Origin of the sequence: Kytococcus schroeteri (assembly GCF_002847825.1) — a bacterium.
GTDB classification, from domain to species: Bacteria; Actinomycetota; Actinomycetes; order Actinomycetales; family Dermatophilaceae; genus Kytococcus; species Kytococcus schroeteri.
On record NZ_PKIZ01000001.1, the window covers coordinates 155,385 to 169,503 of the forward strand.

Below are 14,119 nucleotides of genomic sequence, written 5' to 3' on the forward strand. Positions count from 1 at the left end.
GTCGGCGGGCGGTGCCGCTGCCAGAATGCGCCCCATGATCGTGGACAAGGCGGTGTACGCCGACGGGCGGCGGTACGAGTGCCAGGACGTGGCCGAGGGACTGGCCCGGGCCCAGCAGGCCGACGGGAACGCCTTCCTGTGGGTGGGCCTCTACGAGCCGTCGGCCGAGCAGGTGCAGCACTTCGCGCGCCTGCTGGACCTGCACCCCCTCGTGGTGGAGGACATCGCCACCGGCCGCCAGCGCCCCAAGCTCGACGTCATGGACGACTCCGCGATGCTGGTGTTCCGCACCCTGGCCTACTTCGAGGAGAACAGCGACGTCGAGACCGGCGAGGTGCTCATGGTGTGGGGACCGCACTGGGTGCTCACGGTGCGCCACGGCAAGCACACCCGCCTCACCGGCGTGCGGGCCCGGCTGGAGCGCTCCCCCGAGCTCATGGCCCACGGGCCGGCCTCGGCGGTGTTCGTGGTGGCCGACCACATCGTGGACACCTACACACGGGTGGACCTGGAGCTCAACGACGACCTCGCGCGGGTCGAGCAGGCCACCTTCGGCGGGGAGCAGGACGTGGACGTCACCGAGATCTACCGGCTCAAGCGGGAGATCCTGGAGGCCCGCAGCGCCGTGCACCCGCTGGTGGACCCGGTGCGGCGCCTCGTGCACTCCTCACGCCTGGTGCCCGAGGAGCTGCAGCCCTACCTCAGCGACGTGCAGGACCACCTGCTGCGCGCCGACGACCACGTGCTGGGCTACGACCAGTCCCTCACCGACATCCTCCAGGCGCACCTGTCGATGGTGTCGGTCAAGCAGGGCGAGGACACGCGCAAGATCTCGGCCTGGGCCGCGTTGGCGGCCGTCCCCACCATCGTGGGCGCGGTGTACGGCATGAACTTCGACCACATGCCCGAGCTGCACTGGGTGTGGGGCTACCCGGTGGCGATGCTGCTCACCGTGGTGATCGTGGTGCTGCTGTACCTGCGCTTCCGGCGCTCCGGCTGGCTCTGAGCTCAGCCGCGGACGTCGTCGTCCTCCACCTCGGAGTCGTCGTCGTAGTCGTAGGAGTCCTGGTCGCCGTCGTACTCGTCGTCGTACCGACCGGCGAGGGGACCGTCCTCCTCGTCGTCGTCGAAGTCGTCGTCCTCGAGGTCGTCCTCGTCCTCGTCCTCGTCGGAGTACACCTCGAAGGGCGTCACCTCGCCGTGGGCCTCCAGCAGGGCGTCGTCGTAGTCCTCGAAGGCGTCCGCGAGGTCGTTGTAGGCGGCGATCACCCGGGGGTCCTCCTCCCCGGTGCGGGAGGAGCAGGCCTCGAGGTGCCGCTCCAGGGCGGTGACGAGGGTGGTCAGGGCGCTGCGCGGGTCGGTGGCCATGGGGCCACCGTAGCGCGGGAGGCGGGGCGGCGTCAGGGGAATTGCCCGTGCACACTGTGGCGATGCAGCCCAGCCAGCCGCCCCGCCGTCAGCCGACCCGCGCCGTCGCCGCCCACCACCGGGCCCGTGCGGCCGCCGTGTGGGAGTACCGGGTCGTCCAGGCCCCTCGGGAGCTGTCGCGGGCGGACCTGAGGCAGCTGCTCACCGAGCTGGCCGAGTACGAGGGCTGGAACGTGCACACCGTGCGCCTCTACGAGGGCGGGCGACGGAAGGTCCGCCTGCGCCGCAAGGTGATCCGCCAGCGCCGCCCGCAGACGCTGCTGGGCCCGCCCGCCTGAGGCGGCTCCCCTCATCGAGCCCGCGCCCGAGGGACCGGCGTCGAGCGGGCCTGGCGCAGATGTCCGGTTGCGGTCCAGAGGTACGCCTCATGGCCCGTACCTCTGGACCGCAGGCGGACATCTGGGGCCACGGGGCGGGACGGCTCAGGACTCGAGCACGAAGCGGTGCAGCACCCGGGCGCCGAACTCCAGCGCGCTGACCGGCACCCGCTCGTCGACGCCGTGGAACATCGGCGCGAACTCCAGGTCGGCCGGCAGCTGCAGCGGGGCGAAGCCGTAGCCGGTGATGCCCAGCTCGGCCAGGTGCTTGTTGTCCGTGCCACCGGAGAGGCAGTACGGCAGCACCCGGCAGCCGGGGTCCTCGGCCTCGAGCACGCTGCGCATGACGTCCACCAGCGGGGCGTCGAAGGGGGCCTCCAGCGCGGGCCCCAGGTGGTGCACGGAGACCTCCACGTGCTCCCCGGCCAGCTCGGCGATGGTGTCGAGCACGTGCTGCTGCTGCCCCGGCAGGAAGCGGCAGTCCAGCCCGGCGGTCACGGTCTGCGGCACCACGTTGTGCTTGTACCCGCCGTTCACCATCGTCGGGTTGCTCGTGTTGCGCAGGGTGCCGGCCACGAACTGCGAGGCGCCACCGGTCTGCGCCACCACCTGCTCCAGGGAGGGCGCGTCGTCCACCGACCAGTCGATGCCGGCCTGCTCCCCCACCCCCTCGAGCAGCACCCGCACCGACTCGATGGTCTCGGCCGGCCAGTCGTGGGCGTGGATGGCCGCGAGCGCCGCCCCCATCCGGGCCACGGCGTTCTCGGCGGTGGGGACCGACCCGTGCCCGGCGCGGCCACGGGCGGTCAGCGTGAGCCAGGCGATCCCCTTCTCGGCGGTCTGCACCAGGTAGGTGCGCTGCGCTTCGGCGCCGTCGGCCACCTCCTGGCCGGGCACGGTGATGGAGTACCCGCCCACCTCGCTCACGGCCTCGGTGCAGCCGGCGAACAGCTCGGGGTGGTGCTCCACCAGGTGGCCGGCGCCCTTCACGCCGCCGGCCTCCTCGTCGGCGAAGAAGGCCACCACCAGGTCACGGGCGGGGCGCTGGCCGGTGCGGGCCATGTAGCGCACCACGGCCAGGATCATGGCATCCATGTCCTTCATGTCCACCGCGCCGCGGCCCCACACCATGCCGTCGCGCAGCTCGGCGCCGAAGGGGTCCACGGACCAGTCCTCGGCACGGGCAGGCACCACGTCGAGGTGGCCGTGCAGCACCAGGCCCGGTCGGGAGGAGTCGGTGCCCTCCAGCCGCACCACCACGCTGGTGCGGCCCGGGTCGGACTCGAACACCTGCGGCTCCAGGCCCACCTCGCGCAGCCTGGCCACCACGTAGTCGGCGGCCTCGCGCTCGCCGGGGCCGGAGCCGTCGCCGAAGTTGCTGGAGTCGATGCGGATCAGCTCGCGGCAGAGGTCGGTCACCTCGTCGGTGGGCAGCGGCACGCCCGCCGGGGTGCCGGCGGTGGGGTCGGTGGCCCTGCCGGAGGTGCGGTCCGCGGCGGTCGGGTTCACGGCATCGGAGGACATGGCCTCCACGCTACGGGCCCCGCACCTCGCCGGGAGGTGCGGGGCCCGTGGGCGCGACGGGGTCGGCTCAGGCGCCGGTGGTGCCCCGGCTGGCCAGGTCCGCGTCGATGCGCAGCAGGCCCGGGCCGTCGTCGCCCACGCGCTCCAGGGCGGAGAGCACCTCGCCGACCGTGGCCTCCTCCTCCACCTGCTCGGCGACGAACTCGTTGAGCAGCGGGCGGGAGTCCAGGTCGCCGGCGGCCTCAGTGGCCACGTAGAGCTCGCGGATGGCGGCCGACACCTTCTCCTCGTGGGCGAGCGCGGCGCGGAAGGCCTCCAGCGGGGTGGGGTTGGTGAGCGGCTGCTGGGCCGGGACCTCGCCGATGACGGGGCGCCCGCCGCGGTCGAGCACGTGGTCGATGAAGCGCTGGGCGTGCAGCACCTCCTCGTCGGCCTGCCGGGTGAACCACGCGGCCGTGCCCGGCAGGCTCTGGGCGGCCATCTCGATGGCGAGCTGCCGGTAGGTCAGCGCGGCCCGGAACTCCAGGGTGATCTGCTTCTCGAAGGCGGGCACGAGGCTCTCGGGGATCTTCATGGCGCCGAGCGTAGGTGCGTGCGACCTTCCCGGCACCCTCGCTGAGGCTTGCCTGTGCCCCCGGCGAGGAGTGCCCGGTATGAACGCTGTGGGTCCCGCACCCGGAGACGGGGGCAGGGCCCGCGGGGTGGCCGTCTGGTCAGGTCACGATCCAGACGTCCTGGGGGCTGCCGCAGGCCTCGGGCAGTTCGAACTGGGTCACCTCGTGAGCCTCGTCGGTGGGGAATCCGGCTCCGCCGACGGTCACCTCGGAGTCGAGGGCGAACGCGTCGTCGGGAGTCTTCACGGTGCCGTCCTCCACGGAGCTTCCCCCAGGCAGGACGGCCACGTGGTCGGTCCCCTCCACGGTGACGTGGAGGCACCCCTCGCGGTCGGTGAACGTGCCCGTGTATCCGCGGTCCGAGTGACTCCACGGGGTCGACCAGGTGCCGAACGTCGGGCCGTCCCCCGACGGGGTGCACCCCGCCGTGAGGACTCCGATGCCCAGGGCCAGCGCGGCTTTGAAGACGGTGCGGTGGGTGGTGTTCATGGTCAGCTCCCGGAGAGAGTCGCTCCGTCATGGGAACTGGTACTCCCGCAGTGTGCCGTGCCGGTGATGGCCACCCGGCCGCTGCGTGCGGCCGTGAGACCTGCCGTGCAGAAGGTGCCTCGCCAGGTGCCGCCCGATCCGAACTCCGGGCCGCTGGTGGCGGACGAGGTGGTCACCTGCACGTGCTTGACGCCCGCAGGAAGCGTGATGCCCTCGAGAAGGTGCTGCGCGGTCGCCGCCCGCACCGGCATCGGCCGTGGAGGCTGCATCGAACCCGCCCAGCACGATGGTGACGGTCTCCGCGCCCGGGCTGACCTCGGCCGACACGTCGTGGCGTCCCTCGATGAGCGTGGCTGCCTGCTCCACCACTTCGTGCTCGATCTGTGCGCGACGTTCGGCGCTCGGGCGGTCGGAGGCCACCACGTACCTGGCCTGGTTCCCCGCGGCACGGCGCGCCTCGCTCAGGATCGACCGGTGGACCTCGATGAGCGTGGCCCGGGAGTCGGGTCCGTCCCAGACCGCGTCGACGAAGCCGTCTGGATGGGCGCTGGACAAGTCACTGACGACCTGGGCGAAGGTGCCCTGACCGTCGGCGTAGGAGGTGACCTCCTGGGTGGAGCGCCCCATCTGCTGTGCGGTGGTGCTGACGTCCGCTTCCGACGGAGACCGCTCCGATACGGACGCCGTGGACGTGAGGGTTCCGGCGAGGACCCCTGCGACCGCGAGGCCGAATCGTGACTACACGGCATTCCCCTTCCCCGAGGCGATGGTACCGCTGTGTGTGGTGCATTGAAGATAGCCCCGTCCGGATGACAGGGGAAGGATGCGTGACGATTGTGTTGCGGCAATCCGATTCTGTGAGGCGGGTGAGAGAATCCCGGAGGAAACCTTCGGTGGACATGGCGCCCACGCGACGGGCCCCGCACCTCGGCGTGAGGTGCGGGGCCCCTGCGGTGCGCCAGCCTGTCAGCTCACCCGGAAGGGCATCGTGATGCCCTGGAAGGCCGCGATCTTGCCCGTCCACCCGTTCTTGTGGTGTCCGCGGTGCAGGATGCGGTACTCCCCTGCCGTGGCGTCGGCGGGCACGTCCCACTCGATGGTGGCCGTGGAGTACCCGAGCGCACCGTTGGTGCGCTTCCAGCGGTAGCGGGTGTCGAAGTCGGTGTCCACGCGCTCGGTCACCCAGCCGGCGGCCGTGCGGCGCTGCACCTCCAGGAAGGTGCCTCCCAGCAGCAGGCCGTTCTTGGGGTGGCCGGTGACGAACACCGCCGAGACCGTGGCACCGCGCGCAGTGTCCTTCGGCTCGGTGATGACGCCGCCGTACGGCTTGCCGGAGTGGGGGCTGTCGAACACCACGTCGGTCTGGAAGTCCGCCATGCCGGCCGGGTTGGACACCGGGGCGGCCCCGGCATCGACGGTGGCGCCGGTCTTGAGCGCAGTGGCCAGGCGCGAGGTCTCCTGCTGGTAGGCGCACAGCGTCCAGCGGCCGAAGAGCGTGGAACCACCCTCGTACTCCTGGGTGTCGTACTCCTGCGGGGTGGTGACGTACTGGGAGTAGCCGTTGGTGTAGCCCTGCACCACCACGTCGTCCAGGCGCGCGCCCACGGCCTCGGCCACCTGCTGACGCAGGCGCAGGCCGGCCACAATGGTGACCTCGGCCGGGATGCCCACGATCCACAGCTGGCCGATGCGAGCCACGGTCACGGCCAGGCGCGAGGGGGCGGCATCGGCCAGGCCCACCGGCACCAGCCCCACCTTGGGGTACTGCACGTCGGCCACCCAGTCCGGGGTCTCCCCCGGCACCTTCACCGGCCAGTGCACGCCCTCCTTGAAGATGTCCGGGCCCGGGCCGTCCTCGGTGGACCCGGCCAGCATCGACTCGCCGAGCACGGCCGGCGCGGTGCGGGCGGGCTTGCCCTCCGGGGTGAAGCGGGCGTCGATGCGCACCGCATCCATGTCCACGTACCGGGTGCGGGCACCGACCGGGCCGGTGACGACCTCGGTGGCCCCCTCCCAGGCGCGGTGGGCGGCATCGCGCTGGCGGGCGCCGATGATGCGCATGTTCTCGAACTCGTCGTCGGTGGGGCCGGTGCCCGGCTTGAGCGCCAGGTTGGGCGTCATGTCCCCGGAGTTGGACTGCGCGAAGGCCGCGACGAACCGGGGGCGCGGGTCCAGCGGGTCCTGCCCGAGCAGCTCCCGCTCCCACGACCACGCGGCATAGCCCTTGTTGTCCCCGGAGACCAGCGTGTTGGTGTTGGTCAGCGAGGTGCCGTGGGTGGGGTACCAGTTGAGCATGCCGATGTCGCGGGTCCCCTGCCGGAAGCGCAGCACCAGCACGGTCGGGTCGATGCCGCCGGGGAAGTGCGCGCGGTCGGCGGCCGGGTTGGCCTCGAACGCCGCCAGGGAGCGGTTGCGGGAGGCGTCGTGCAGCTCGGTGCGCCCGATGTGGATGCTGCCGGCAGCCAGCGAGGCCTGGGCGCGCTCCACGGCGGTGACGATGCCGTCGACCAGCGCCTCGAAGGCCTGCTCCTGGAACCCGTAGGTGGCCAGGTTGTAGATGACGTCGTGCGTGCAGCCGCCGACGCTGGCGTGGGTGTGCGTGCAGGTGACCATGAGGTTCTGCACGTCCCACGTGCCGGGGTGTCGGGCGGCCAGGCGCCGGACGGCCCCGCGGTGGGCGGCCACGGAGATCACGCCGTGGTCCACCACCACCCAGCCCAGGCGGCCGCCGGCGGAGTCCACCACCACGAAGGCACGGGCCATCAGGCGCATGTGCAGCCCGGTGGCCTGCTGCTCCAGCGAGGAGTAGCCCATCATCCCGTTCTCGGCCACGGGGCCGGTGACGTCGGCGATGCCGGCGCCCACCTTGTAGGCGCCGTCGGCGCTCGGGGTCGCGGCCGAGGCGGCGGTCGGCGCGGTGCCACCGGCCGCCAGGCCCACGGCGGTGGCGGCGCCGGCGCCCGCCAGGACGGCGCGGCGGGAGGGCTGGGAGGACTGCTGATGCGGTGCTGACATCACTGGCTCCTGTGGGTGGGCCGCCTGCGTCGGCGGCGGTGAGGGGTACGCGGCACAGGGTGACACGGATTTCACCGATGGTGGGTCAAGAATTGCCCAAGATCCCGGGCATGTGACGATGGGCGCATGACCTCCCCCGAGCTGCTCGCGCGGCGGGCGCTCGCGGACCACACGGCCGCCTCGCACGCTGCCGCCGAGCGCGTCATCGCCCACTACTCCACCTCGTTCGGTGCCGCCTCGCGGCTGCTCGGGCACCCTGTGCGGCAGCGCGTGCGGTCCCTGTACGCACTGGTGCGCGTGGCCGACGAGGTGGTGGACGGCGCCGCGGCCGGGGCGGGCCTGGGCGTGGATGCGGTGGCCGACGCCCTCGACGAGCACGAGCACCGCACCCTGCGGGCCCTGGGGTGCGGGTACTCCACCGACCCGGTGGTGCACGCCTTCGCCGACGCGGCGCGGGCCACCGGCATCGGGGCTGACCTGGTGCGCCCCTTCTACGCCTCGATGCGGGCGGACCTGCACGTGGCCGCGCACGACGACGCCTCGCTGGCGCAGTACGTGCACGGCTCGGCCGAGGTGGTGGGGCTCATGTGCGTGCGGGTCTTCACCACCGACGGCGCGCCCGCCCCGGTGGTGCCGGCGCCGCACCTGGAGGAGGGCGCGCGGCGGCTGGGCGCGGCCTTCCAGCAGGTGAACTTCCTGCGCGACCTGGCCGAGGACACCGACGGGCGGGGGCGCACCTACCTGCCGGGGGCCGGGGCCGTGTTCACCGATGCCGACCGGGACGCCGCCGTGGCACGGGTGCGGGCGGACCTCGCGGCGGCCGAGGCCGTCATCGACGGTCTGCCGGGCTCCAGCCGGGCGGCCGTGCGCGCCTGCCACGACCTGTACGCCGCGCTCACCGACCGCATCGCGGCCACGCCGGCGGCCGAGCTGCGCCGGCGGCGGGTGCGCGTGCCCGATGCGGTGAAGGCCGGCATCGTGGCGCGGGCCGCCCTGCGCGAGCGGGTGCGGCGATGAGCGGGCGGCGCGCGGTCGTCATCGGTGCCGGGGTGGCCGGGCTGGCCACCGCCGGACTGCTGGCCCGCGACGGGTACGAGGTCACCGTGCTGGAGCGCCGCGCCGTGACCGGCGGCCGCGCCGGCTCGTGGGAGGCCACCACCCCGGCGGGCACCTGGCGCTTCGACACCGGCCCGTCCTGGTACCTCATGCCCGAGGTGTTCGAGCACTTCTTCGCGCTCATGGGCACCTCGGTGGCCGACCGGGTGCCGCTGGTGGACCTGGACCCGGCCTACCGGGTGTTCGGTCAGGGCCACGCGGCGCCGCTGGAGGTACGCACCGGGCGCGCGGAGGCCGAGGCGCTGTTCGAGGCGGTGGAGCCCGGCGCGGGCGCCGCGCTGGGGCGCTACCTGGACTCCGCGCGGAGCAGCTACGAGCTGGCGGTGGCGCACTTCCTCTACACGACCTTCCGGCGGGTGCCGCTGGCCACGGTGCGGGCCGTGCTGCCCCGGCTGGGCGTGCTGGCGCGGCTGCTGGGCGAGTCTCTGCACCGGCGGGTCGCGCGGACGGTGCGCGACACCCGGCTGCGGCAGGTGCTGGGCTACCCGGCGGTCTTCCTGGCGGCCACGCCACGCACCGCGCCGAGCCTGTACCACCTCATGAGCCACATGGACCTGGCCGACGGTGTCCGCTACCCGATGGGGGGCTTCGCCGCGCTGGTGCGGGCCGTCGAGGACGTGGCGGTGGAGGCCGGCGCGCGGATCCGCACCGGCTGCGAGGTGGTGGAGGTGACCACCGACGAGGCGGGGGCCGGGCGGTCGCGCCGCGGGCCGCTCCCCCGCACGGGCTCCCGGGCCCGTGCCACGGGAGTGCGCCTGGCCTCCGGCGAGGTGGTGCCGGCCGACGTGGTGGTGAGCTGCGCCGACCTGCACCACACGGAGACCGCGCTGCTGCCGCCGCACCTGCGCACGGTGGACCACGCGGCCTGGGCGCGGCGCACCTCCGGGCCGGGGGCGGTGCTCGCGCTGCTGGGCGTCCGCGGGCGGCTGCCGCAGCTGGCTCACCACAACCTGTTCTTCACCGCCGACTGGGACGCCAACTTCGCGGCCATGTTCGGCCCCGACGCGCAGACCTGTCCCGCGGTCCCCCGCCCGGCCAGTGCGTACGTGTGCATGCCCTCGGCCACCGACCCGTCCGTGGCGCCGGCGGGGCACGAGAACCTCTTCGTCCTGGTGCCCGTCTCCCCCGATGCCGCGGACGGCACCTCGGTGGGGCGCGGCGCCATCGGGCCGGACGGGGCGCGCGGCCCCGGTGACGAGGCGGTGGAGCAGGCGGTGGACGATGCCATCGCGCAGGTGGCCGAATGGGCGGGCGTCGACGACCTGGCGGAGCGGGTGGTGGTGCGCCGCACCATCGGGCCCGGGGACTTCGCCGACGAGTACAACGCCTGGCGGGGAAACGCGCTGGGCCCGGCGCACACGCTGTGGCAGTCGGCCTTCCTGCGCGGCCCGGTGACCAGCCGCCACGTGGACGGGTTGCTGTACGCCGGGGCCACCACCGCGCCGGGCGTGGGGCTGCCCATGTGCCTCATCAGCGCGCAGAACGTGGTCAAGGCGCTGCGGGGCGACCACTCCGCCGGGCCCATGGATCCCGCCACCTGGCTGGGCGCCGGCGGGCGTGTGGCGGCTGGCCGCGCCACCGGGGGCGGTGCCTGATGCCGGGGCTGTACCTGGCGGCCATCGCCGTCTCTGAGCTGGGGATGCTCCTCATCGACCGCCGGTGGCGGCTGTACCTGTGGGCCGATGCGCGGCGCGCGCTGCGGGTGCAGGCGGTGGGCGTGGGCATGTTCCTGGTCTGGGACGCGGTGTGCATCGCCCTGGGCATCTTCATGCGTGGGCCGGGGCCGTGGCAGACCGGGCTGCTGCTGGCGCCGGAGTTGCCCGTGGAGGAGCTGGCCTTCCTGTGGTTCCTGTGCCACTTCTCGATGGTGGTGTTCACCGGCATCGAGCGGGTGCTGGCCGCGCGGGGCGAGCGTGCAGGGCGGCAGGTGCACCGGTGACCTACCTGTGGGTGAACCTGGCAGTGCTCGCCGTCGTCGGCCTGGTGGCGTGGTGGGCGCTGCGCGGCGTGGCCGGGCCGGTGCGGCGCCGCGGTGTGCTGGCCGCGGGCCTGGCGATGGCGGTGAGCCTGGTGTTCACGGCGGTGTTCGACTCGCTCATCATCGCTGCGGGCATCGTGGGCTACGACCGGGCGCACCTGGTGGGGTGGTTCGTGGGGCGTGCGCCGGTGGAGGACTTCGCGTACGCGGTGGCCGCGCTGGTGCTCCTGCCGGCGTTGTGGCTGGCGTGGCGGCGGGGAGGTGAGCGGTGAGCCTGCTGCGGACGCTGTTCTGGACCGCGCGGCCCGTCTCGTGGGTGAACACGGCCTATCCCTTTGGCGCGGCGTACCTGCTGGCCGGTGGCTCGTGGAGCGACTGGGTGTTCTGGGTGGGCGTGCTGTTCTTCGCGGTGCCCTACAACCTGGCCATGTACGGCATCAACGACGTGTTCGACCACGCCTCGGACCTGCTCAACCCGCGCAAGGGCGGCGTGGAGGGCGCGCTGGCCGATACGGCGCACCACCGGGCCATCCTGGCCGCCTCGGTGCTGGGGTGCGTGCCGTTCGTGGTGGCGCTGCTGGCCGCGGGGACGGTGGCCTCCGGGGTGGCGCTGGCGGTGACGATGTTCGCGGTGGTGGCGTACTCGTGGGCCGGGCTGCGGTTCAAGGAGGTGCCCTTCCTGGACTCGGCCACCTCGGCCACGCACTTCGTGGGGCCCGCGGTGGTGGGCGCGCTGGTGCCGGGCGGGCCCGTGCCGGGCGTGGGCTGGGCGGTGCTGGCGGCGTTCTTCGCGTGGTCCATGGCCAGCCACGCCTTCGGCGCGGTGCAGGACGTGACCGCCGACCGGGCGGCCGGCATCGGGTCCATCGCCACGATGCTCGGCGCGCGGGCGACGGTGCGCGTCTCGACGGGGCTGTACGTGCTGGCCGCCGGGCTGATGCTGGCCGCTCCACTCCCCTACACGCTGCTGGCCGTGGTGCCCCTGGCCTACGTGGCCAACGTGGCGCCGTTCCGGAACCTGCCCGACCCACGGTGCGAGGAGGCGCACCGCGGGTGGGCGAGGTTCCTGTGGCTCAATTACGCCGCCGGGTTCGTGGTGACGATGGTGCTGGTCGTCGGCGTCCTCAACGGCTGAGGGTGCGACCTCAGGCGCGGCCGTCCACCACCTCGTCCACGTGCTGCTTGGCCTCGGCCAGACCCGCACCGGTCTGCTCCCGGTGCAGCTTGATGGCCGCGATCTGGCGGCCCGACAGGGCCAGCTGGCGCACCTCGTCCGACACCGCCGGCTCCGGCGCCACGAAGCGCAGGTCGGCCCCGGTGGCACGGGCCAACTCCGCCACCTGCGCCTCGAGGGTGGCCACCCTGCGCCGCAGGCGGACCACCTCCCGTTCGGTGTCCACGCCGCCGGTGAGGCCGAGGAAGTTCGCGATGCCCATGCCGTCAGCCTTTCACGTCGCAGGGCCCGGTCGATGGGGTGCCGCCGGCGCGTACGGTGAACACGGCCCCAGCCCATCCCCCCCCGAGAGGAACCCCGTGCCCCACACGCCCGACCCCGAGCCCACCACTCCCCCGGCCGACTGGCACCCCAGCATCCGCGTGACCGCCATGCCGGCCGACGCCAACCCGTACGGAGACATCTTCGGTGGCTGGCTCATGTCGCAGATGGACCTGGCGGCCGGGTCCCTGGCCTCCCTGCGGGCCAAGGGCCGTGCCGCCACCGTGGCGGTGGACAGCATGTCCTTCGTCCGGCCGGTGACCGTGGGCGCCGAGGTGACGGTCTACACGCACCTGGAGCACGAGGGCCGCACCTCGATGAAGGTCGCCGTGCAGGCATGGGCTCGCGACCGCCACTCCGAGGCAGAGGAGCTCATCACCTGCGGTCTGTTCACCTTCGTCGCCACCGACGACAACGGCCGCCCGCGCCCGCTGCCCCAGGTCGGCTGAGCCGTCTCAGGTCGCCGGGCGCCGCCACAGCGTGAGGCGCGCCCCCGGCGCCGCCGGGTCGTCGAGCTCCCGCTCGGCCACCATCCCGCGCGCCTCCAGGCTGCCCGCCAGGTCGGGCCGCGCGTGCCCCGGGCGGTGCTCGTAGTGGTCGTGGTCCTCGTACAGCAGGTGCCCGTCGGCATCGAGCCAGCGGTAGGTGAACACCCCGTATCCGCTGCCGTCCGGCGCGGTCTCCACGTGCCCGCCGTGCTCGATGGTGTGCTCCCCCAGCCGCGTGCTGCCGCGGTAGTCCTGCACCGCTGCGGCGTCCTCCTCGGCCTCCCCCAGCGACGACTCTGTGAGCAGCGCCCCGCCGGGCACCAGCGCCCCCACCAGGGCGTTCAGCGTGGCCTCCCAGTGGTCCGGCTCCACCATGCCCAGGGCCCAGAACGCGGTCACCAGGTCCACGAAACCGGTGCGCGTGAGCTCGTGCGCCGCCACGGGGTGGACCGTCACCTGCCGCTGCAGGTCCCCCTCCTCGGCGATGCGGGTGAGCAGTGCGATGCGCATGCTCCGCGACGGCTCCACGGCGTGGACCGGCACCCCCGGCCAGGTGCGCGCCATCGCCAGGGTGGGGGTGCCGCTGGCGGCACCCACGTCGAGCACGCCCACCCGCGGCGGGGAGATGTGTGGCAGCAGGCTCTCGACGCGGTGGCGCACCTGGGCGCCGTGGTTGAGCTCGTAGAACTGGGCGCCGACGGCGATGGCGTCGTACGGATCGGTGTGTCGCATGCGCATCCCCTCGATGTGCGAACGGTTCTCACCCAAGGGTAGGCGAGGCGCCTGCGGTGCTCAGGTGAGCAGAGCGTTGAGCCGCGGGTCGCGGGCCTGCAGCACGAACCAGGGGCTGAAGGCGAACGGTGTTGCACGGAGTGCGGCCACGGCATCGGTCCAGGGCGCCCACGCGGTCTCGGCCACCTCGTCGGGGTTGGGTGAGGGCAGCGTGGCCGGGTCCACCAGCAGGTCGGCCACGTAGACCGGGCACACCTCGTGCTCCACCACCCCGCCGGCATCGACCGCCCGGTAGTGGAAGTCGGGCAGGGCGGGCACCGGCGCGCCCACCGCATCGGCCGGGATGGTGAGCTCCTGGGCCAGGCGGCGGCGGATGGCGCCCTCGTCGGACTCCCCCGGCGCCGGGTGGCCGCAGCAGGTGTTGGTCCACACCCCCGGCCAGGCCACCTTGCCCAGTGCGCGGCGGGTGAGCAGCACGCGGCCGTCGGGCGTGCGCAGGTGCACGGAGAACGCGCGGTGCAGGGGTGTGGCGTCGGTGTGCACCTCGGCCTTGTCCGCGGTGCCGATGACGGAGCCGTCCTCGGCCAGCAGCTCCACCAGCTCGGGGGTCTCGGTCTGCGCGCGCCCGGTCATGGCGCGACCCTAGTCGGCTTGGTCAGGAGCCGGGTGACGGTCGGGCTGTTCGTGTGAGGCTGCCGGGTTGGCGAGGCCTGGCTGTGGGTGGGAGGCGCCCCGAGACCACGCCCCCCCCCCGCCGCCTCGCCGAGCCCCGAGACAGCCCACGGTGGGCAACCGGTTGACCTGGGGACTGTTGCAGGGTCGACCGGTTGCCCACGGTCGCCAGGGGTGTGGCCGCGCGCACCGGGCGCGTCAACGCCCCCCACCACCCCGCGCTGGCCGGCGTCCTCGGCGCTCGTCCGCGG

General features: G+C 73.6%; 17 protein-coding genes. 8 read left to right on the plus strand and 9 right to left on the minus strand.

Features of this window, described 5'->3' with window-relative positions:
• The first annotated feature begins 34 nt into the window (after positions 1 to 34).
• A complete protein-coding gene (locus CYJ76_RS00750; protein WP_070704892.1) occupies positions 35 to 1,006 on the plus strand; it encodes a magnesium and cobalt transport protein CorA in 972 nt (323 codons plus the stop codon).
• 2 nt (positions 1,007 to 1,008) lie between these two features.
• Here CYJ76_RS00750 and CYJ76_RS00755 read toward each other — a convergent pair whose 3' ends face one another.
• On the minus strand, positions 1,009 to 1,368 hold the full coding sequence (locus CYJ76_RS00755; RefSeq protein ID WP_101848949.1) for a hypothetical protein: 360 nt from the start codon (positions 1,366 to 1,368) through the stop codon (positions 1,009 to 1,011).
• 62 nt (positions 1,369 to 1,430) lie between these two features.
• On the opposite strand from CYJ76_RS00755, the gene CYJ76_RS00760 reads away from it, so the two are divergent.
• Positions 1,431 to 1,706, plus strand: a complete 276-nt coding sequence (locus CYJ76_RS00760) for a DUF5703 family protein (RefSeq protein ID WP_237769750.1) — start codon at positions 1,431 to 1,433, stop codon at positions 1,704 to 1,706.
• Positions 1,707 to 1,850: 144 nt separating this feature from the next.
• On the opposite strand, the gene CYJ76_RS00765 is transcribed toward CYJ76_RS00760, so the two are convergent.
• From CYJ76_RS00765 to CYJ76_RS00785, 5 genes are all read right to left on the minus strand, one after another.
• A complete protein-coding gene (locus CYJ76_RS00765) occupies positions 1,851 to 3,269 on the minus strand; it encodes a M20/M25/M40 family metallo-hydrolase (protein ID WP_083323514.1) in 1,419 nt (472 codons plus the stop codon).
• Positions 3,270 to 3,336: 67 nt separating this feature from the next.
• Entirely contained in the window at positions 3,337 to 3,843 is a 507-nt protein-coding gene (locus CYJ76_RS00770; protein ID WP_070704896.1) for a ferritin, read from the minus strand.
• Between the two features lie 139 nt (positions 3,844 to 3,982).
• Positions 3,983 to 4,372 carry a hypothetical protein gene (locus CYJ76_RS00775; RefSeq protein ID WP_070704899.1) on the minus strand — a complete coding sequence of 130 codons (390 nt, stop codon included), beginning with the start codon at positions 4,370 to 4,372 and terminating at the stop codon, positions 3,983 to 3,985.
• A 27-nt stretch (positions 4,373 to 4,399) separates the two neighbouring features.
• A complete protein-coding gene (locus tag CYJ76_RS00780; RefSeq protein WP_101848950.1) occupies positions 4,400 to 4,999 on the minus strand; it encodes a hypothetical protein in 600 nt (199 codons plus the stop codon).
• Between the two features lie 339 nt (positions 5,000 to 5,338).
• On the minus strand, positions 5,339 to 7,387 hold the full coding sequence (locus CYJ76_RS00785) for a neutral/alkaline ceramidase (RefSeq protein ID WP_101848951.1): 2,049 nt from the start codon (positions 7,385 to 7,387) through the stop codon (positions 5,339 to 5,341).
• A 126-nt stretch (positions 7,388 to 7,513) separates the two neighbouring features.
• Here CYJ76_RS00785 and CYJ76_RS00790 point away from each other — a divergent pair, with 126 nt between their 5' ends.
• From CYJ76_RS00790 to CYJ76_RS00810, 5 genes are read left to right on the plus strand one after another with little or no spacing between them, the layout of a single operon-like run.
• Positions 7,514 to 8,404, plus strand: a complete 891-nt coding sequence (locus tag CYJ76_RS00790; protein WP_101848952.1) for a phytoene/squalene synthase family protein — start codon at positions 7,514 to 7,516, stop codon at positions 8,402 to 8,404.
• Entirely contained in the window at positions 8,401 to 10,098 is a 1,698-nt protein-coding gene (gene crtI, locus CYJ76_RS00795; protein ID WP_101848953.1) for a phytoene desaturase family protein, read from the plus strand. The genes CYJ76_RS00790 and crtI overlap by 4 nt, the downstream gene beginning before the upstream one ends.
• Positions 10,098 to 10,442, plus strand: coding sequence for a lycopene cyclase domain-containing protein (locus CYJ76_RS00800; protein WP_101848954.1), 345 nt, complete (start codon positions 10,098 to 10,100; stop codon positions 10,440 to 10,442). The genes crtI and CYJ76_RS00800 overlap by 1 nt, the downstream gene beginning before the upstream one ends.
• Complete coding sequence (locus CYJ76_RS12110; protein WP_070706232.1) at positions 10,439 to 10,753, plus strand: lycopene cyclase domain-containing protein; 315 nt, start codon at positions 10,439 to 10,441, stop codon at positions 10,751 to 10,753. Before CYJ76_RS00800 ends, CYJ76_RS12110 begins: the two co-directional genes overlap by 4 nt.
• Entirely contained in the window at positions 10,750 to 11,616 is an 867-nt protein-coding gene (locus CYJ76_RS00810) for a prenyltransferase (protein ID WP_144043004.1), read from the plus strand. Before CYJ76_RS12110 ends, CYJ76_RS00810 begins: the two co-directional genes overlap by 4 nt.
• 10 nt (positions 11,617 to 11,626) lie before the next feature.
• On the opposite strand, the gene CYJ76_RS00815 is transcribed toward CYJ76_RS00810, so the two are convergent.
• Positions 11,627 to 11,917, minus strand: a complete 291-nt coding sequence (locus tag CYJ76_RS00815) for a hypothetical protein (protein ID WP_083323749.1) — start codon at positions 11,915 to 11,917, stop codon at positions 11,627 to 11,629.
• A 97-nt stretch (positions 11,918 to 12,014) separates the two neighbouring features.
• Between CYJ76_RS00815 and CYJ76_RS00820 the strand changes: the two genes are divergently transcribed.
• Positions 12,015 to 12,425, plus strand: coding sequence for an acyl-CoA thioesterase (locus CYJ76_RS00820; RefSeq protein WP_237769855.1), 411 nt, complete (start codon positions 12,015 to 12,017; stop codon positions 12,423 to 12,425).
• Between the two features lie 6 nt (positions 12,426 to 12,431).
• Here the strand turns inward: CYJ76_RS00820 and CYJ76_RS00825 are convergent, their stop codons facing one another.
• Together CYJ76_RS00825 and idi are read right to left on the minus strand one after the other, a co-directional pair.
• Complete coding sequence (locus CYJ76_RS00825; RefSeq protein ID WP_101848996.1) at positions 12,432 to 13,196, minus strand: class I SAM-dependent methyltransferase; 765 nt, start codon at positions 13,194 to 13,196, stop codon at positions 12,432 to 12,434.
• A gap of 60 nt (positions 13,197 to 13,256) precedes the next feature.
• Positions 13,257 to 13,829, minus strand: coding sequence for an isopentenyl-diphosphate Delta-isomerase (gene idi / locus CYJ76_RS00830; RefSeq protein WP_101848956.1), 573 nt, complete (start codon positions 13,827 to 13,829; stop codon positions 13,257 to 13,259).
• Between the last annotated feature and the right edge of the window lie 290 nt (positions 13,830 to 14,119).